Source organism: Pseudarthrobacter sp. 902506025 (genome assembly GCF_040702325.1).
GTDB lineage: Bacteria > Actinomycetota > Actinomycetes > Actinomycetales > Micrococcaceae > Arthrobacter.
Genome location: NZ_JBFBKW010000016.1, coordinates 1 through 18,020, shown reverse-complemented (window position 1 = coordinate 18,020; position 18,020 = coordinate 1). Strand labels below are relative to the sequence as shown.

At 64.5% G+C, this 18,020-nt stretch carries 14 protein-coding genes and 1 pseudogene; 2 read left to right on the top strand and 13 right to left on the bottom strand.

The genetic code is table 11. The features are described from left to right. Window positions 1–17 precede the first annotated feature (17 nt). The 5 genes from AB0280_RS20550 to AB0280_RS20530 all read right to left on the bottom strand — a co-directional run bounded on the left by AB0280_RS20550 (window position 18) and on the right by AB0280_RS20530 (window position 6,763). Window positions 18–500 (bottom strand): hypothetical protein, encoded by a 483-nt coding sequence (locus tag AB0280_RS20550; protein ID WP_159633993.1) that lies wholly within the window; start codon window positions 498–500, stop codon window positions 18–20. Next, a complete protein-coding gene (locus tag AB0280_RS20545; protein ID WP_307487515.1) occupies window positions 497–2,962 on the bottom strand; it encodes a molybdopterin oxidoreductase family protein in 2,466 nt (821 codons plus the stop codon). The genes AB0280_RS20550 and AB0280_RS20545 overlap by 4 nt, the downstream gene beginning before the upstream one ends. A 95-nt stretch (window positions 2,963–3,057) precedes the next feature. Continuing rightward, window positions 3,058–4,056 carry a bile acid:sodium symporter family protein gene (locus tag AB0280_RS20540; protein WP_307487513.1) on the bottom strand — a complete coding sequence of 333 codons (999 nt, stop codon included), beginning with the start codon at window positions 4,054–4,056 and terminating at the stop codon, window positions 3,058–3,060. Between the two features lie 257 nt (window positions 4,057–4,313). Further along, window positions 4,314–5,711, bottom strand: coding sequence for an MFS transporter (locus AB0280_RS20535; protein ID WP_307487510.1), 1,398 nt, complete (start codon window positions 5,709–5,711; stop codon window positions 4,314–4,316). A gap of 116 nt (window positions 5,712–5,827) precedes the next feature. Then, window positions 5,828–6,763: a dihydrodipicolinate synthase family protein gene (locus AB0280_RS20530; protein ID WP_307487507.1), complete on the bottom strand. Its 936-nt coding sequence runs from the start codon at window positions 6,761–6,763 to the stop codon at window positions 5,828–5,830. Window positions 6,764–6,929: 166 nt separating this feature from the next. Between AB0280_RS20530 and AB0280_RS20525 the strand changes: the two genes are divergently transcribed. Next, the gene (locus AB0280_RS20525; protein WP_366368606.1) at window positions 6,930–7,955 is read left to right on the top strand and encodes a LacI family DNA-binding transcriptional regulator; all 1,026 of its coding nucleotides are present in this window, start codon (window positions 6,930–6,932) and stop codon (window positions 7,953–7,955) included. 277 nt (window positions 7,956–8,232) lie between these two features. Here the strand turns inward: AB0280_RS20525 and menE are convergent, their stop codons facing one another. The 6 genes from menE to AB0280_RS20495 form a co-directional block, all read right to left on the bottom strand. Beyond that, window positions 8,233–9,795: an o-succinylbenzoate--CoA ligase gene (gene menE / locus AB0280_RS20520; RefSeq protein WP_366368577.1), complete on the bottom strand. Its 1,563-nt coding sequence runs from the start codon at window positions 9,793–9,795 to the stop codon at window positions 8,233–8,235. Window positions 9,796–9,802: 7 nt separating this feature from the next. Then, entirely contained in the window at window positions 9,803–11,128 is a 1,326-nt protein-coding gene (locus AB0280_RS20515) for an MFS transporter (RefSeq protein ID WP_307487501.1), read from the bottom strand. Window positions 11,129–11,235: 107 nt separating this feature from the next. Beyond that, on the bottom strand, window positions 11,236–11,691 hold the full coding sequence (locus AB0280_RS20510; RefSeq protein WP_366368575.1) for a MaoC family dehydratase: 456 nt from the start codon (window positions 11,689–11,691) through the stop codon (window positions 11,236–11,238). A 52-nt stretch (window positions 11,692–11,743) separates the two neighbouring features. After that, a complete protein-coding gene (locus AB0280_RS20505; RefSeq protein ID WP_366368574.1) occupies window positions 11,744–12,973 on the bottom strand; it encodes an acyl-CoA dehydrogenase family protein in 1,230 nt (409 codons plus the stop codon). Between the two features lies 1 nt (window position 12,974). Continuing rightward, window positions 12,975–13,865: an amidohydrolase family protein gene (locus AB0280_RS20500; RefSeq protein WP_366368573.1), complete on the bottom strand. Its 891-nt coding sequence runs from the start codon at window positions 13,863–13,865 to the stop codon at window positions 12,975–12,977. Between the two features lie 2 nt (window positions 13,866–13,867). Beyond that, window positions 13,868–14,809 carry an SDR family NAD(P)-dependent oxidoreductase gene (locus tag AB0280_RS20495; RefSeq protein ID WP_366368571.1) on the bottom strand — a complete coding sequence of 314 codons (942 nt, stop codon included), beginning with the start codon at window positions 14,807–14,809 and terminating at the stop codon, window positions 13,868–13,870. 130 nt (window positions 14,810–14,939) lie between these two features. On the opposite strand from AB0280_RS20495, the gene AB0280_RS20490 reads away from it, so the two are divergent. Further along, entirely contained in the window at window positions 14,940–15,407 is a 468-nt protein-coding gene (locus tag AB0280_RS20490; protein WP_224027260.1) for a MarR family winged helix-turn-helix transcriptional regulator, read from the top strand. A gap of 319 nt (window positions 15,408–15,726) precedes the next feature. Here AB0280_RS20490 and AB0280_RS20485 read toward each other — a convergent pair whose 3' ends face one another. After that, window positions 15,727–17,532: an AIPR family protein gene (locus AB0280_RS20485; RefSeq protein WP_366368569.1), complete on the bottom strand. Its 1,806-nt coding sequence runs from the start codon at window positions 17,530–17,532 to the stop codon at window positions 15,727–15,729. A gap of 323 nt (window positions 17,533–17,855) precedes the next feature. Beyond that, window positions 17,856–18,020, bottom strand: a pseudogene (locus tag AB0280_RS20480) (bifunctional D-altronate/D-mannonate dehydratase); the annotation flags it as partial.

The following is an 18,020-nucleotide window of genomic DNA, read 5'->3' as shown; positions in this document are numbered from 1 at the left end:
TCCCTGCTCGCCTGCGCTTAGCTGACCAGGATCTGGGTAGCGGATTCCTTGAGCTTGCCGTTGGCCCACTTCATTTGGCGGATGGTCTGCGGGTGGCACTTCTCCGCCAGGGCCAGGAGGTTCTTGTCCTTCATCCCCTGGGCGGCCTGGGCCAGCAGTTCCCAGTCTGCTGACACCCCGCAGGCCTTCAGGTAGAGCTCGCGGAGGTCCCGCAGCAGCAGCATCCCGGTTTCCGGACGCCGGCCCATCATCTCGCTGCCCTTCTCCCGGATGGTTTCCATCAGCCCGGCCTCACCGCGGGGCTCCGGGTCAAGGTCCTGGCCGTAGTTCTTGGCGATGTCCGCGATGTCCCGGACGTGCTGCTGCGACCAGCGCGCCAGGTCCCGGGCCAGGTGGTAGATCTCGTGGTCCACCTTGTGCCGCTCGGAGATGACCAGCAGGTGGTGCGCCAGGTCGTTTTCGGAGCGGTGCATTTCCTCCAGTACCAGGCCGAATTTCATCGTGCCCCTCCTGCCGCGTCCATGGATTCATCCGCCAGCGCGCTCAAAATTCCCTTGGTCCTGGCCCCTTCGGCGAATTCCCCGGCCGGAGCCGAGGCCGTGGTGGTGGGCGCTGAAGAGGGCCCGTCACCGCCGGAAATACGGGTAATGCGGGCTGCCGCGGTCTTGAAGATGGGCTGCTTGGACGCCGCATCCCAGTCGGTGATGGTCAGTTCATTCGCAGCCCTGCCGGGCCCGTCCGGCTGGTGGCCCCCGTCGGTGTCCCAGTAGCCGTAATGGAAGGGCAGGAACAGGACCCCGTTGCGGATGCCGCTGATCCTCACCCTCGCACGGACGGACCCGCGGGGCGTCTCCACCTCCGCAAGGTCGCCTTCGGCAATCCCGTACGCGCCGGCGTCGTCCGCTGACAACTCCACCCACACGTCAGGCGCGGCCGCCTGCAGTTCCGGTGCCCGCCCGGTCTTGGTGCGGGTGTGGAACTGGTAGAGCGTGCGGCCGGTGATGAGCTGGAGCGGGAAGTCCTGGCTGGGCAGTTCGTGCGGCGGCATGTACTCGGCGGCCTTGATGATGGCCTTGCCCTCCGGGTTCAGGGCCTTGTACTCCGTGGGTTCCACGGGCGCACCGGTGATGAGGTCGCGGCCGTAGGTCTCGCAGTACTCGGGGTGCGCCCAGAACCTGCCGTCAGCGTAGATCCGCTCGGTGCCGTCCGGGTTCTCCTCGTTGCAGGGCCACTGGATGCCGGAGCCGCCGCGCAGTTTGTCGTAGGTGATGCCGGTGTAGTCGCAGGGCCGGCCGCGGGTGCATTCCTTCCAGGCTTCGAAGGCCGACTCGGGATCGTGCCACTTGATCAGCGGCCGCCCGTCCTTGTCCTGCAGTCCCATGCGGTGCGCGTAGTCGATGAAGATCTCCAGGTCCGGCCTGGCCTCGCCCGGCGGATCCACGGCCCTCTCGGAGAGGTGCACGGTACGGTCAGCGTTGGTGAAGGTGCCGGTCTTTTCGCCCCAGGTGGCGGCGGGAAGGACGACGTCGGCCAGCTGGGCGGTCTCGGACAGGAAGATGTCCTGCACCACCAGGAACAGGCGGTCCTGCGCCAGGATGCTGCGGATGCGTGCCAGTTCCGGCAGTGAGACGGCCGGATTGGTGCCGCTGACCCAGAGCATCCGGATGGACCCGTCCTCCACGTACCGCATCATTTGCATGACGTGGGTGGGCGGCGAGTAGTGCGGGATGGACATGGGATCGATGTTCCAGACCCGGGCCAGGTCCTGGATGTGCTCATCGTTGGACCAGTTCCGGAAGGCGGCAAGGTCGCCGTCGGCCCCGCATTCGCGGGTGTTCTCGGCGGTGGGCTGGCCGTTCATCTGCAGGATGCCGCAGCCGGGCTTGCCCAGCATGCCGCGGATGATGTTGACGTTGTTCACCTGGACGGCAGCCGCAGTGGCCTGGTTGGACTGGTAGAAGCCCTGCAGCACCGTGGACAGCAGCCGCTCCGCGTGGCCGACGATGCCGGCCGCCTCGGTGATCTGCTCCGCCGGGACGCCGCAGATTTCCGCCACGAGGGCCGGCGGGTAGTTCTTGACCTCTTTTTCGAGCTCCGGGTACCCCACGGTGTGCGCCTGGATGTACTCCCGGTCCACCCAGCCGTTGGTGATGATCTCGTGCAGGATGCCGTTCATCAGGGCCACATTGGTGCCGGGCCGCGGCGCCAGGTGCACGGTGGCTGCCCTGGCCACGGGCGTCATGCGCGGGTCTACGCAGATGATCTTGGGCGGGTTGGGGCCGGCCAGCCGGTCCAGCATCCGGGTCCAGAGGACGGTCTGGGTTTCGGCCACGTTGTGCCCGTACAGGGCGATCACATCGGCGTGGTCCACGTCCGTGTAGGAGCCGGGCTGCCCATCACAGCCAAAGGATTCCTTCAGGGCCTCCCCCGCCGTCGCCGTGCACAGCCGGGTGTTGCCGTCCACATGGTTGGTGCCGATGCCGCCGTGGGCCAGCGTGCCCAGGGTGTAGTACTCCTCGGAGAAGAGCTGGCCGGTGGTGTAGAAGCCAAGGGCGCTGGGGCCCTGTTCCGCGAGCAGCGCCTTGGACTTGTCCACGATGCGCTGCATGGCGGTGTCCCAGTCCGTTTCCACCAGCTTTCCGCTCTCGCGGATGAGGGGCTTGGTGAGCCGGTCCGGGGAGGCGTTCGCCTGCCAGGCGTAGAGGTCCTTCGGGCCCAGGCGGCCGTGGTTGACCCGGTCCACGGCCCGTCCCCGCACGCCGACGATTCTGTTGTCCTTGACGGCGATGTCCATGGCGTCGCCGTTGGAGTGCAGGAGCGAGGCCGTCTGGACCCACCGGTCCACGTCCTCCGGAGCCACTCCTTCGGCCAGGTGGGTGTCCACCCGGACGGGCCAGTCACCGCCGGTGCCGTACGGCGTCCGTGTCCCCCATGGTTCAGCTATCCGGTCAATCCGAGCCATCTGTCCATCTCCTTACAGGAACTGGCGGACAGCGTCGAAACGGCGCTGTCCTTACCGGAGCCTGTACCCGGAATGGCTGGCTGTTAACGGGCCCCTTAGGCTTGTTTGTCCCGCAGCGGGCGCCGGGCGAGCCAGGCGGCCACGATGGCGCCGGAGATGTTGTGCCACAGCGAGAAGACCGCGGACGGCAGTGCAGCCAGCGGGGTGAAGTGGGCGGTGGCCAGCGTCGCCGCCAGGCCGGAGTTCTGCATGCCCACTTCGAACGCAAGGGCCCGGCGGGCTTTGTCGTCCAGGCGGCCCAGCTTGCCGGCCAGGTAGCCAAGGCCCAGCCCGAACCCGTTGTGCAGCACCACGGCGAGGAACACGATGGCCCCGGCCTCAATGATCTTGTTGGCGCTGCCGGCCACCACGATGGCCACGATCAGGGAGATCACGACGGCGGACGCCCACGGCAGCGCGGGCAGCACCTTGGCGACGAGCTTCTTGAGGAAGACCCGGGCGAGGAGGCCGGCCACCACCGGCAGCAGCACGGTCTTGACGATGTCCAGGACCATGCCGGCGGCATCGATCTGCAGGTACGAGCCGGCCAGGAACAGGACCAGCAGCGGGGTGACGATCGGTGCGATCAGGGTGGAGACGGAGGCCACCGCCACGGAGAGGGCAACATCGCCCTTGGCCAGGAAGGCCATGACGTTCGAGGCCGTGCCGGAGGGTGCGCAGCCCACCAGGATTACGCCGACGGCCAGTTCGGGCGGGAGGTTCAGGGCGCCCGCGATCAGCCAGCCGGCGCCGGGCATGATGATGTAGTGCGCCAGGATCCCCAGGGCCACAGCCCACGGCCGCTTGGCCACCGCGGCGAAGTCCGGCGGGGTGAGGGTCAGGCCCATGCAGAACATGATGATGCCCAGCAGGTAGGGCACGCTGGGGGCCATGGGCTTGAAGACCCCGGGGAGCAGGAAACCGAGGATGCCGGCAACGACCACCAGGATGGGGAACACCGTCACCGCGATGCGGGCGATTTTGCTTTCCGCTTCGAGCGCGGGGTTGACGGGCGTCCCGTCCGGGGACTTCTGGGGTTTAGTTGCCTCAAGCATCCAATAATGGTGGCACTGTCCTATAGGATTCCGCCAATTGATGACCGTGAGCGGTAACAAGGCCGGGGCCCCCACGGCAATGCGCCTTTGAGGTCGACGCCTTGCCCGCCGAAGCGCAGCGAGTGTCCTCACGACGGCACACCTGGGATCTGGGCGGAACGGGAAGCGATGGTCCGAGGGTAGTCCTTGACTGGCAACGGCAGCGCCACGGACCGGAGCTGGTTCGTGGCGCTGCCATTGAGGCGGGTGCTGGGGAGTTAGGGCGAGAGTTCCTCGAGGACCCGGCCTTTGGTTTCGATGGCGAAGAAGATAGTCACCAGGCCGCCTATCAGGGCAACGGCTGCGAAGACGGTGAACACCAGGCTGATTCCGTAGTTGTCCACGATCCAGCCGACCAGGATGGGGCCGATGGCGGAGCCTGCCCGGAGCCAGGCGCTGCCGAAGCCCGTGCCGATGGCGCGGAGCCGGGTCGGGTACAGCTCGGCGGAGTAGAGGTAGAGCGAGAAGGAGATGGTCTGCAGGATGGCGTAGGCGATGCTGGCGAATACTACGACCTGTGTCGCCGACACGGCGCCGAGGGCTGTGAGGATGACAAGAGGGACGGTCGCGGCCAGGAAGGCGAATGTGTACCAACGTTTACGGCCTACGCGGTCGATGAGCAGCGCGCAGAGGACGGAGGCCACAACACCGACAGCGGACGTGACCCAGCCGTAGGCGAGGCTGGTTTGCAGGGGAAGGTTGAAGGTTTGCTTGTAGAGCGTCGGCAGCCAGGTGACCAGGCCGTTGTTGACCATGTATACGCAGATCCAGAGCATCCAGATCATGAAGGTGCGCTTTTTGTATATCCCGGAGAACAGTTCACGCCAGTCGGTACGGGCCGTGGCCTTGGGGTCAACGGACCGAACCACGGGTTCGGAGAGTGTATGTCCTGCCTTGACCGCTTCCTTTTCGAGCATTGAGACGACAGTCTCGGCCTTGTGGACGTGACCCCTGGATGCCAGCCAGCGCGGTGATTCAGGCATAAGCCAGCGCATGGGGATTGTGAGCAGGGCAGGCACGATGCCGACAATGAACATGGCTTTCCAGCCCACGACAGGGACCAGGAAGTATCCGGCGATGCCGGCAAACATCAGGCCGACCGGGAAGATTACCTCGTATAGGAGGAAGAACCTGCCACGCTTCCTGGCACCGACGAATTCGTTGATGTAGGCACTGGCGACCGGTACTTCGCCGCCAGTGCCGATGCCCTGGATAAAGCGGAAGATGATCATGGACGTGGCGCCCCACGCGAAGAGGCAGGCGATGTCCATGGAGACGAAGAGCAGGATCGTAAAGAGCAGGACGGGCAGTCGGCCGATTCTTTCGGCGAGGTGTCCAAAGAAGAGGGACCCGAAGATCTGGCCGACGTACCCTGCGGAGAGGATCATGCCGATTTCCCCGGCATTCAGGTGCCATTCCGAGGACAGTTGGGGCATCGCGAAGGCGATTGCCAGGACGGTGTAGGCGTCGAAGAACGTGGCTGACCCGATGACCACGCGGATCACGGTCAGCCGTCGCGTGAGCGGGAGCCGTTCGAGGCGGGCTACCAGCTCTGCATTGATCCTGGCGGCATTGGCGCCGCCGGCCATAGTTTTAGTGTTGTTCGGCTCGCGCATGGCGAGTCCTCCTTCTCCAGCAGCGATGCTGGGGTCCTCATTGACCAAGAGTGGAGATGGCTAAAGCCTAGGGGAGGATGGCGGGAGTTGCTCCCGCCATCCTCAGGATCCGTGGATCAGGCGCTGACGGTGACCTTGCCGATGTTCGCGGCAGCGAAGGCTTCCGCGATTTCGGTTTCGGCGCCCTGGGGGAGGGGCAGGAGCGGGGTGCGCACTGTCGCGTGGTCCAGGATGCCGCGGTTCACAAGGCCCCACTTCAGGGCGACCGTGCCTTCCATGTGGGAGCCGCGGTGGTAAACGTTCTTCGTTACCGGGAGCAGCCGCTCATGGATTGCGTGGGCTTGCGGGTAGTCCTGCGCCTTGCCGGCTTCGATCAGTTCGACGAGCAGTTCGGGGGCGATGTTGCCGTAGCCCACGAGCAGGCCGTCGACATCGAACATGGTCGGCAGCAGGTATTCGTCGTGGCAGGACAGGATCTGCAGTTCGGGGTACGCGGCGCGCAGCGCGGGGATCTCGGTGTACCACCGGCGCATGTTCCGGACACCGTTCTTCGTCGCAAAGACTCCCTCCTGGCCGGCAATCTCCAGCTGGGTTTCGAGGTCGTAGCTTGCCTTGGTGTTGTCCGGGTACTGAAACAGGATCAGCGGCAGACCGGATTCGTCGTAAATCTCCTGATAGCGCGACTGGGGTGCGCCCTTCTGGTAGCCGAAGCGCAGCCACCCGTGCGAGGGGTAGACGAGACCAGCTGACGCGCCGGCATCGACGGCCTTTCTGGCTTCGAGGGCCGCTGTCTTATTGCCCTCCTTCGTGATGCCCGCTACAACCGGTACCCGGCCGTCGGTCGATGCTACGAACGCGCGGATCACGTCCAGCTGCTCCTCTTCGGTGAGGAACGTCCCTTCGCCGGCGTGCCCCAGAACGACGAGGCTCTTCACGCCCTCAATCGATCCGAGCCACGAACCCAGGCGCTGGATTGCAGCGAAGTCGACGGCGCCATCTTCGGTGAACGGGGTGACAGGTGCGGGGTTGAGTCCGCGGAGATCGAGTGCCATTGCAGCTACCTTCTTGTCTTCTTTGATGGTCGGTAGTCCCGCTATGATGAGAACGTTTGCGGGAACGTTTTCAAGTTTGCACGTGTCGCAGCTCACTGTCAAGAGAACGTTTGCAAGAAGGAGGAATAGAGTGGCTGTAACACCCTTGCTGAAGAGGAGAACCGCGATGGAACGTCCCGCCCCCGCAGGGATTGTCACGCTCAAGGATGTCGCGGCTGCCAGTGGCGTGAGCATCTCGACCGCCAGCCGCGCGCTGGATGAACGCACCACCTCCAGATCCGCGGCGGCAGCCCATGTCCGGAAGATCGCGGAAGAACTCGGGTACCGCCGGAACTCTTTTGCTTCAAGTTTGCGGCGTGGTGAGACCCGCACCCTTGGTGTCCTTGTCCCGCGTTTGAGCGACACGGTTATGGCACTGATGTTCGAAGAACTCGAAAAGGCAGCGTCATCCCGGGGCTACTTTGCGATGGTCGCCACCAGTGGAGATGACCCCGTGGATGAACGCAGCGCGGCCGAAACACTCCTCGATAGAAACGTCGATGGGTTGATTCTCGCCACGGCGCGGCTCGATGACGAGCTCCCCCGACTGCTGCGTGAGCGCCGTGTAGCGCATGCGCTGGTGCTCCGAACTGACGGCATCAGTCCCTCTGCGCTCGGAGACGACGAGGTCGGCGGCTACCTCGCCACACGTCACCTCATCGACCTGGGCCATTGCAACATTGCTGTCGTTACCGGCCCCGCTTTCACCTCCACCGGAACCGCACGCTTGGCGGGAGCACGCAGAGCACTGAATGAAGCAGGCATCCAGCCGCGCGAAGAATGGCTTATCGCTGCCGGTTACGGCATCGAAAATGGCTACACGGCCGGCGAAACGCTCCTCGCAGGAGCACCGCAATCCCGCCCGACAGCCATCTTCGCCGCCAATGACAACATCGCCATGGGTGTGATGGCGGCAGCACACCGTAACGGGATCAGCATCCCCGACCATCTGGCATTGGTCGGATACAACGACACGCCATTGTCCGCCCGGCTGCCGACGCCCCTAAGCTCGGTGCACGTTCCCCTGGACCAGATAGCAGCCACCGCCATCGACCTCATCGTCAACCCAGGCATCGAACCACTCATCCGCCGGTCCATGCCCACTCTCATCCCACGCCAATCCAGCGGAGCGCCCCAGCGCACCGGTACGTGAACCAGCACCCCAGCTGACGATGGCGGTTCCTCCCGCCGTCGTCAGCTGGGGTGCTGTCGGCCCCATGCCGCCCCTGGGGTTGTCTGGATTGCGAAGTCGTTGACATCCACGGAAGCTCCGCTGATATCGAAATCGAGGTGGCGCGCTGCCTTCCACCGCAGTCTCGGAGTCACCGTCCAGGTGGCAGCCCTTGGAAAGGCCGCCTGACAGCAGCCCGTTGTTTCAAAAACAGCTGCCCGCCCCGGAAACCGGGGCGGGCAGCTGTATGTCCCTGACGTCAGAGCTGCTTGCGGAGCTCCATCTTGCGGATCTTGCCGCTGGCGGTGCGCGGCATGTCCTCCACCACCACCAATGACTTGGGGATCTTGTAGCGGGCGAGCCTGCCGTCGAGGAAGCTGCGCAGCTGCTCTGCGGTCAGCGATTCCCCTTCGCGCAGGGTCACGATCGCCTGCGGGACCTCGCCCCATTTGTCATCCGGGACGCCGATGACGGCCACGCTGCCCACGGCACCGTGCTCGGAAATGACCGCCTCCACCTCCGCCGGGTAGATGTTCTCCCCGCCGGAGATGATCATGTCCTTGAGCCGGTCCGAGACGAACAGGAAGCCTTCCTGGTCCCGGTAGCCCATGTCCCCCGAGCGGAACCAGGCCCCGTCCGCGTAGCTGGCGGCGGTGGCCTCCGGCCGGTTCCAGTACTCCTTGATCACGTTGGGGCCGGAGATCTGGATTTCCCCCACCTCGCCCGGTGCCACCGCGCCGCCCATGGGATCGGCGATCCGCAGGTCGGTGAAGAAGTGCGGCAGGCCCGACGAACCGGCTTTCTCCCTGGACCGGTCCACGGGAAGCATGGTGACGCCGGGGGCGGTTTCGGTCATGCCGTAGCAGCTGGTGAAGCCGATGCCGCGGTCCTCGTACGCGTCCAGGACCCGGCGCGGAATCGCGGAACCGCCGCAGGTCAGCTTGTCCAGCGAGCTGAGGTCCGCAGTTGCCCATCCGGGATCTTCGCAGAGCAGCTGGAACGTGGTGGGCACCCCATTGAGGGTGGTCACCTTGTGCTCCTGGATCAGGTCCAGGACCCTGGCGGGATCGAACTTGGCCTCGAGCACCACGGTGGCGCCCTTCAGCAGCATCGGCAGCAGGCCCATGTCCAGGGACGCCACGTGGAACAGCGGCGAGATCATCAGCGCCACGTCGTTGCGGTTCAGGTCCATGTCCACAATGGTGTTGATGCAGTTCCAGGTGATGTTCCCGTGCGTCAGCAGGGCACCCTTGGGCTTGCCCGTGGTCCCGGAGGTGTACAGGATCATGGCGCCGTCGTCATGGCCCACGGGCACGTCGGGGTGCTCCGGCGCTGCTGCCTGCAGCGCCTCCCCGTACCGTTCCACCGTGACGGAGTGTCCGACGGCGGCGGGTGACGTGATACCGGAAGGTTCCGTCCCGCCGTCGGCCGCGACGACCAGGCGGTGCGTCACCGCCGTCCCTTCCACCGCGGCCGATGCAGGCGCCTCCAGGGCGCCGGCGTTGACCAGGAGCCGGGCTCCGGAATCCTGCAGCTGGAACTGCAGCTCGGGCGGTGCGAGCCGGGTGTTGAGCGGCACGAAGATGGCACCGAGGAGGCCGCAGGCGAAGAAGGATTCCACGAAGGAGGGGTGGTTATCGCCCAGGTAGGCCACCCGGTCCCCTTTGCCCACTCCCCTGTCCCGGAGCGCGTTGGCCAAACGGTCCGCCCGGGCGGCGAGCTCCTCGTAGCTCAGGGTGCCCGCTGCTGACAGCAGGGCCGTCTTGGTGCCCGACTTGCGGCGGCGGCGCTGCAGCCAGGAGCCAACTCCGTTGTTGTCCATGGTTCTCCTAACGGACCGTGGTGAGGTCGTTGTTCTTAGATTCGCGCGTCAGGGCGATGAAGACAATCGAGACCAGCGCCATGACGGAGAGGAACACCACTACCGGGAGGATGTTCTGGCCGGAGTCCTTGTAGAGGCCGGCGATGATGCCCGGGGTGAAGCCGGCGCCGATGAGGGTGGCCAGCTGGTAGCCCACCGCGGCGCCGGTGTAGCGGGAGGTGGTGCCGAACTGTTCGGAGACGAACGCCGCCAGGGGTCCGTAGAGGGAGGAGTGCAGGATCAGCGCCACGGTGAAGGCCACGAACACCATGCCCACATTGCCAGAGCCGAGCATCCCGAACATCGGGAAGAGGTAGGCGATGAACAGTGCCAGGCCGGCGATCATCACGGGGCGGCGGCCGAACCGGTCCGACAGGCGGCCGCCCAGGAGGACGAAGACGATGGAGATGGCCGAGGCGCCGGCGAAGGCGTAGAGCACGCCCTGCTGCGGTGCGCCCTTGGACACGGCGTATGTGACCGAGAACGTGGGCAGCACCACCTGCAGGCCGAACCCTGCAGCGCCGGCGAACATGATCATGATCAGCGCCTTGGGCCGGCGGAGCACGTCCAGCAGCGGGATCATGCGCTTGGCGCCCTGTGCTTCTTCCTTGGCCACGGCCTCGGCGAAGATGGGGCTTTCGGAGACCCGGAGGCGGACGAACATGCCAACGATCAGGAGCACGAAAGACAGCAGGAACGGCACGCGCCAGCCCCAGGCCAGGAAGGCGTCCTGCGGCAGGGCCGAGAAGGCGCCCATCACCAGGGTGCCCAGCACGGCGCCGGTGGGGGCGCCGGCGTTGACGAACGACGCCGCGAAGCCGCGCCGTTTCGGGTCCGAGTGCTCCAGCGCCATGAGCGCGGCGCCGCCCCACTCACCGCCGACGGCGATGCCCTGGCAGACCCGCAGCAGCACCAGGATGACCGCGCCCCACGGTCCGATCACGCCGGCGCCCGGAATCACGCCGATGAGGGTGGAGGCAATGCCCATCATGGCCATGGAGATGATGAGCATCCCCTTGCGGCCCACCTTGTCACCGAAGTGGCCGAAGATCACTCCACCCAGCGGCCTGGCCACGTATCCGGCGGCGAAGGTGGCGTAGGCGGCGACGACGCCCACCCATTCGTCCGTGCCGGCGAAGAAGACCTTGGGGAAGGCCACTGCTGCCGCTGTGGCGTAGAGCAGGAAGTCGTAGAACTCGATGGTGCTGCCCAGATAGCTGGACAGGATGACCGTACGCGCTTCCTTGCGCTTGGCGGCCGTGCCCGCGGGTGCGAGCGTGGTGTGTCCGGACATGGCTGTTCCTAATGACGGAGGAATGTGGGGGTTTTTGGGGTTGCCTGAGGCGGCGGCGCCGGAGCGTACCGCCTGGGGTGGGAACTGTTGTTCCTTTTAGGAGCGGGCTACTTGTAGAAGCGGGCCAGGAATTCGGCGACGACGGCCGGGCGTTCCTGGCCTTCGATCTCGATGGTGGCGTTGACCTTGATCTGGGCGCCGCCCTTGACCTCGGCCACGCCGGCGATGGTGGCCTGCATGCGGACCTTGGAGCCCACCTTCACGGGAGAGGTGAAACGGACCTTGTCCAGGCCGTAGTTCACCTTGGTGGTGACGCCTTCGACGTCGAACAGCTCGCCCCAGAACGGGATGATCAGGGACAGCGTGAGGAAGCCGTGGGCGATCGGGGCGCCGAACGGGCCGTCCTTGGCGCGCTCGGGGTCCGTGTGGATCCACTGCTGGTCGTCGGTGGCGTCCGCGAACTGGTTGATCTGGTCCTGGGTGATCTGGCGGTAGTCGGTGGTGCCGAGGTCCTTGCCGGACAGGGTGAGCAGGGTGTCGAAATCGACGACGAGATTGGGCATCGTTGCCTCCTGGGCTGGTGTGTGGGTTTTGAGATTTGGGGATGAAGGGGCTTTAGCGGGTGAAGGCGCTCTCGCCGGTGAGGGCGCGGCCGATGATGAGTGCGTTGATCTCGTGGGTGCCTTCGTAGGAGTAGACGGCCTCGGCGTCGGCGTGGAAACGCGCGACGTCGGTTGCCAGGGTGATGCCGTTGCCGCCCACCACTTCGCGGGCCAGGGCTACGGTGTCGCGCATGAACAGGGACGTTTGCATCTTGGCCAGGGCGGAGTCCTGGTCGCGGTAGACGCCTTTTGCCTGCTGTTCCGTGAGCCTGACCACCAGAGAGAGGCTGGCAGTGACGTTGCCGAGCATGCGGGCCAGTTTCTCCTGGACCAGCTGGAAGGAACCGAGGGTCCGTCCGAACTGCCGGCGTTCGTTGACATAGGCGAGGGCGGCCTCGAAAGCGCCGGCGGCGATGCCGGTGGCGATCCAGGCCACGTCCGAGCGCATGGCCCGGAGCATTGCCGCTACATCCCGGAAGGAGTTCACGTTGTGCAGGCGCATGGCCTCGGGGACGCGGACACCGGCGAGGGTGATGTGGGCGTTCTGCATCATCCGCAGCGAGGTCTTGCCCTGGATTTTCTCCAGGGTGACGCCGTCGGCTGTGCGGTCCACGAGGAAGGCCTTGACCTGCCCGTCCGCGGTGTCCCGGGCGAATACTGCGAGGACGTCCGCGGTGGCGGCGCCGCCGATCCAGCGTTTGGCGCCGTCGAGGATCCAGCTGCCGTCGGGCTGCTGCCGGGCGGTGGTGGAGAGTCCGCCGGCGATGTCAGACCCGGATTCCGGTTCGGTCAGCGAGAAGACGCCCTTGAGCGAGAAGTCGATGACCTTGGGCATCCATTCGGCCTGCTGTTCCGGCGAGGCACCCACGCGGATGGCGGTCCGGAACAGGCCGGCCTGGGCGGTGTACCAGGTGGCCAGGGACGCGTCCGTGCGGGCAAGTTCGAAGATCCGGAAGCCCTGGTAGATGCCGCGGGCCGGGCTGTGTTCTGCACCCGCGGCGCCGGTGAGTTCGGCTGGTTCCATGAGGTCCAGGTCGATCAGCGGCCGGGCGAGCTGCTCCGGAAACTCGCCGCGTTCCCAGTACTCGGCCAGGAGTGGCCTGGCTTCAGAATCGAGGAAGGACCGCAGCCGGGACAGGACCTGGCGCTCGTCGGGCGTGAGGAGGGACTCGGCGTCATACCAGTCCGCTGCCTCGTAAAGCCGGGCACCCAGGGCGGCCTCCGCCGTCGTCAGCGTGCCCATTTCAGGCCCCCAGTCCGAGGAGGCGGACCGCGTTGTCTTTGAGGATCTTGGGCCGGACCTCGTCCTTCAGCGGCAGGTCCACGAAGGCGCCCAGCCACTTCTGCGGGGTGATCAGCGGGAAGTCGGTGCCGAACAGCACCTTGTCCTGGAGGTAGGAGTTGGAGGCCTTGACCAGGGATTCCGGGAAGTACTTGGGCGACCAGCCGGAGAGGTCGATGAAGACGTTGGCCTTGTGGGTGGCGATGGAGTTGGCCTCGTCCTGCCAGGGCACGGACGGGTGGGCCATGATGATCTGCAGGCCGGGGAAGTCCGCGGCGACGGCGTCCAGCAGCAGGGGGTTGGAGTAGGCCAGCTTGATGCCGTAGCCGCCGGGAAGGCCCGCGCCCATGCCGTTTTGTCCGGTGTGGAAGATGGCGGGCAGGCCCAGTTCCTGGAGGGTTTCCCACAGCGGGTAGAAGCGCTCGCTGGAGGGGTCGAAGCCCTGAAGGGAGGGGTGGAACTTGAAGCCGCGGGCGCCGAGTTCGATGGCCTGGTGCTTGGCCCCGGCGATGGCGTCCTCGCCGGTTCGCGGGTCCACGCTGCCGAACGGGATCAGGACGTCATTGTTCCGGGCGGCGCCGGCGATGAGTTCGGGGATGCTGTTGGGCTCGTGCTTGAGCTGGGTGCGGGCGTCCACGGTGAAGACGACGGCGGCCATGTTCAGTTCGCGGTACACCTCGGCGATGCGGTCCAGGGACGGGGTGCGGTCCTCGGCCTTGAAGTACTTGGCCGAGGCTTCGGTCAGTTCCTCCGGCAGGGAGCCGTGGCCGCAGCTGTCCACCTCGAGGTGGACGTGCATGTCGATGGCATCGAGCTTTGCCGGGTCGATGCCCAGTTCGTAGCGGTCGGCCATGGTCAGCGGGCCTCGGCGGGCTGTGCGGGCTTCAGGTCCTCCGGCAGGGGAAGGAATTCTTCGCCATACGTTTGGAGCGTTTCCGCGGTGAACAGGTGGCCGGCGTTTTCCTGCAGCGCCTCGTAGCTCCAGCCGCCTTCGCGGTACTCGGTGGTGGCCGCTTCCGGGTGGGTCCAGACCTGCAGCCGGTCACCGCCGGCGCCGATGGCCTGGCCGGTGATGTTGGCTGCCTCGTCGGAGGCGAGGAAGGCAACCAGTCCGGAGACGTCGTCGGCCGTTCCAAAGCCAAGGTCGTGCCGGAAGAAGGACGGCATGACGTCGCCGCGCTCGTCCGCTTCCACGGCCTTCTGGAAGTAGGGCACGGTCTTGGTCATGGCAGTGGCGGCCACGGGGATGACGCTGTTGACCGTGACGCCGGCCTTCTTCATTTCCAGCGCCCAGGTGCGGACCATGCCCACGATGCCGGCCTTGGCGGCGGCGTAGTTGGTCTGGCCGAAGTTGCCGCGCTGGCCGGTGGGTGAACCGATGGTGATGATGCGGCCCCGGACGTTGTGTTCCTTGAAGTAGGCGTAGGCCTCGCGGACGCAGGTGAACGTGCCCTTGAGGTGGACGTTGATCACCAGGTCGAAGTCCTCGTCCGTCATTTTCAGCAGGGACTTGTCGCGGAGGATCCCGGCGTTGGTGACCAGGATGTCCAGGCGGCCGAAGGTGTCCACGGCTCCGGCCACCAGGGCCTTGGCAGCGTCCGTGGTGCCCACCGGAACCACCACGGCGGTGGCGCGGCCGCCGTCGGCCTCGATCTGCGCGACGGCCTGCGCGGCGGTGTCGGAGTTGACGTCGTTGATGACGACGGCGGCACCCTGGCGGGCGAGTTCCCTTGCGTAGGCGAGCCCGAGGCCCTGCCCGCTGCCGGTGACGATTGCAACCTTGCCGTTCAAGCTCATGGCCTGCTCCTTCGCATGCGCCGGCCGAAGCCGTTGGGGTGGTCCCACTGCGGTGTGAGATCCTTGTTGAAATCAATGAAATTACGGATCATTGAAAAAGTCAACGATTGTTTTTTACACCGGAGTTGTGATGGCCACCTTGGGCACCGAAGTTCAGACCCCCCGCCTTGCGGCAGCCAGGATCGGCAGTGATGTGGGCCTGCTGCTCGCCAAGCTGCACGCCGCCGGCTCGGTGCTGAACAACAAGGCGTTGGCTGACTTCGGCCTGCGGGAACGCTCCTTCTCCATCCTGACGCTGGCGTGCAGCGGGCTTGAGCCCACGCAGCGGGAACTGGCGGACTTCCTGAGCCTGGACCCCAGCCAGGTGGTCACCCTTGTGGACGACCTGGAACGTCGCGGCCTGGTGGAACGGGCGCAGGGAAAGCAGGACCGTCGCGCCAAGATCATCGTCTCCACTGCAGAGGGGCGGAAGATGCACGCGAAGGCCCGCACCGCCATGGACGCCGCCGAGCTGAACCAGCTGGCCGTTCTGTCCGGGGAGGAGTCGCAGGAATTGAAGCGCCTGCTCCGCAAAGCACTGTGGGGCGCGGCGGAGTAGGCGGCTTGGGTTCTTTTCACTCAGGAAGGTAATCAGCGCTCCGACCCTCAGACCGGGAGGCAACAACCTGCCCGGGCATTGTGACTCACGGCGATAAATAGAGTGCGCATCAACCGCTTTATGTGACCACTACTGGTTGACGCCGTATGGCGCCGCTGTCTCGACGCCACGAAAGGGCAGCACAGCCAAAGGCACCCTCTGGCAGATAGATCCTTAGTTCAGTCGCGCGAAAAGCCCGCTCGGTGGGATGCAGGCCTTTGCTGTGTCCGCTGTTCGCCGTAGACACAGCAAAAGCCCACAGAACACGTCAGGACAAGCCCTATTTGCCGTCCCACTCCACGGCCGCGGCAAAGCTATCGAACGGACCAGTGTTTGCCGACCGAACAGCCTCGACCATGGCTGTGAAGTTCGCTATTGCGGCCGCAACCTTGTCTCGCGACTTCAGACCCTGATCTGTGGCGTCGGTAAGTTGGCCGGTGAAGGGCAGGACGACCTGGAGCATCGGCGCCCACTTGGTGGCGGCTTGCGTCGGAGAGACTTTTCCCTTGAACCGCAAGGAGTAGCGATCCGCTATAGGTCCGCCCACAATTGTCTCTAAGCCCGCGGCAACAGCAGCCACGACCAAATGGTTCGATCCTCTGGTGCTGAAGAACTGGGCCTGTTTCTTTTGCGCATCAGTCCTCCCCGCCTCTGGGATCCTAGAAACTACTCGCTTTGCCTCATCTACCGCGACCAAAAGGCTCTGAGTGAAGACAACATGCTTTGCAGTCAAGCCCTCGCGGAAGGTCGATGCGTAGACACCGTCAGACTCCCAGATCGTCCGCGTCTCGTTATATGCGAGGTTAGGGTTACCGTGAAATGCGGCAAGCGATTGTGCGACTGATGAGTCACTGAGCAAGGACCTGCTACGCGAAATCGCGTCGGTCGACCCACCGCGCCGTCCGCCCCGGTACTCCGCGTCCGGAACATCGACGAACTGCTGGCGAAGCCGCGTCTGCACAGCGTCCCCGCTCCGAAAATCTGTGGCTTCAACTTTGTTTTGAGTGTTGTTGTACCGAACGATGTTGTCGAGCACGACGGGGTCGGTGCATGTAACAAAACGTGCCATGACTCGCGCGTCTTCGAGTTCCTTGACGTCAGCAGCGGGCATCTCCCCAACCGCCCCAGTCGTCTGACCGCCGTTTACGATCCCGACACCATTTGCGACAATGGTCTTGGAAGCGACATTCACCTCGTAGTTGTTAGTCAAAACGGTGATTCCGTTGTTGTAGATAGCAAAGTTGTCAGGTTCGCTCTTGGCGGTTTCCTTAATACCATGGTTAATGTTGCCTGATTTTTTGACCACACCAAGGTAGTCGCGGACGTTTGGTGACATCAGCGATACACCATGATTTGCCCAAAGGTCTCTAATGTCCACGAGCCTGATAGCAGTGGAGTATGCCTTCCATCCGGCCCCCTGGACTTCAAAACCTCCCGGAATCGAGAAGGACCGGCTCTCACTCACCAAAATAGGCGCATTGCTTTGTTGATAGTCGGCGTCAATTTGATCGCGGCCGATTTCTAACGCGCGCACATCGACGTCCGCTGATGGAAAATATCGGGACAGTGCAGCTTCAGCCGACTTGACTGCTTGATTCAGTTCACCTTGGACATTTTTCGATGTCGGCAGATTGTGGACGTACCAAATCTCGAACTCAGAGACCTTTTTATCATTCAGCGCCGCTCTCACCTCGGTGGCGGCGCTCCGTAACTTTTCTGGAACCTCGCTCAACGGCCCTGTGAGCAGCCACGAAACGGCAGTGTTCAGGTCCGAGGCTTTATTTGCAGGAGCCCCGTTCTTTTCGGCCAGCGCCTCAAACCCTTGGGCCACAACGACTTTGTTGCGCTCTGGGGTAACCGCCACCATGTCACATTTTTTATCATTCGAGTGATCGGTCAGGGCATTTGACGCAAATACGCCAATGTCATCGACGCCAAGACGCAGTTCCGCAACGAAAAGTAAAAGTGCATTGGGATCGTGGGCATGAAGGTCTTCGCGGGCGTTGTAAGCGGCAAATGCCGGTCTCGTGGCTCCTAATTGTTGTGCCAATTCGCTCATTGTGGTCTGGTCCCCCTGAATGGTCATGCGTTCCAGTATGCCGGAGATCGCGGCCGCGCCGCTCTCTTCGAGAATGAATATCTGCCCACGTCATGAACCTGGTGGTCTTCAACCCAGGTCCTACGTCACCCCAAAAGCTTTTAGGTGCACGAGCTCTGCCAGCAGCAGTAGAGCAAGGGATAGTACGTCGGAATTCAAGAAAATTGGTTCCACCGTTGTGGACCGGTGGTGAACCGAGAAGTCATCGCAGCCAGTATCACCGCACACCCCAGAGCACAGCGACAGACACTTGGGGCAAAGGTAGAACACGACACCGTTGCGCCTGTAAATTTGGCCGGCGACTAGACGATTTACCAGTCGTGCACCGTGCCGTCGACGAGGCGGTTGTAGGGCAGGTAGGCCTGCTGGTAGGGGTAGGCTGCGGCGGCTTCCTCGTTGAATTCGACGCCGATCCCGGGCTTGTCGCCCGGGTGCAGGTACCCGTCCACGAACGTCATGGACTGCTCGAAGACCTC

Excerpts from the sequence above, each read along its gene's own strand:
- AB0280_RS20550 (WP_159633993.1), bottom strand. The coding sequence starts at position 500 with ATGAAATTCGGCCTGGTACTGGAGGAAATGCACCGCTCCGAAAACGAC.
- AB0280_RS20545 (WP_307487515.1), bottom strand. The coding sequence starts at position 2,962 with ATGGCTCGGATTGACCGGATAGCTGAACCATGGGGGACACGGACGCCG.
- AB0280_RS20540 (WP_307487513.1), bottom strand. The coding sequence starts at position 4,056 with ATGCTTGAGGCAACTAAACCCCAGAAGTCCCCGGACGGGACGCCCGTC.
- AB0280_RS20535 (WP_307487510.1), bottom strand. The coding sequence starts at position 5,711 with ATGCGCGAGCCGAACAACACTAAAACTATGGCCGGCGGCGCCAATGCC.
- AB0280_RS20530 (WP_307487507.1), bottom strand. The coding sequence starts at position 6,763 with ATGGCACTCGATCTCCGCGGACTCAACCCCGCACCTGTCACCCCGTTC.
- AB0280_RS20525 (WP_366368606.1), top strand. The coding sequence starts at position 6,930 with ATGGAACGTCCCGCCCCCGCAGGGATTGTCACGCTCAAGGATGTCGCG.
- menE (WP_366368577.1), bottom strand. The coding sequence starts at position 9,795 with ATGGACAACAACGGAGTTGGCTCCTGGCTGCAGCGCCGCCGCCGCAAG.
- AB0280_RS20515 (WP_307487501.1), bottom strand. The coding sequence starts at position 11,128 with ATGTCCGGACACACCACGCTCGCACCCGCGGGCACGGCCGCCAAGCGC.
- AB0280_RS20510 (WP_366368575.1), bottom strand. The coding sequence starts at position 11,691 with ATGCCCAATCTCGTCGTCGATTTCGACACCCTGCTCACCCTGTCCGGC.
- AB0280_RS20505 (WP_366368574.1), bottom strand. The coding sequence starts at position 12,973 with ATGGGCACGCTGACGACGGCGGAGGCCGCCCTGGGTGCCCGGCTTTAC.
- AB0280_RS20500 (WP_366368573.1), bottom strand. The coding sequence starts at position 13,865 with ATGGCCGACCGCTACGAACTGGGCATCGACCCGGCAAAGCTCGATGCC.
- AB0280_RS20495 (WP_366368571.1), bottom strand. The coding sequence starts at position 14,809 with ATGAGCTTGAACGGCAAGGTTGCAATCGTCACCGGCAGCGGGCAGGGC.
- AB0280_RS20490 (WP_224027260.1), top strand. The coding sequence starts at position 14,940 with ATGGCCACCTTGGGCACCGAAGTTCAGACCCCCCGCCTTGCGGCAGCC.
- AB0280_RS20485 (WP_366368569.1), bottom strand. The coding sequence starts at position 17,532 with ATGACCATTCAGGGGGACCAGACCACAATGAGCGAATTGGCACAACAA.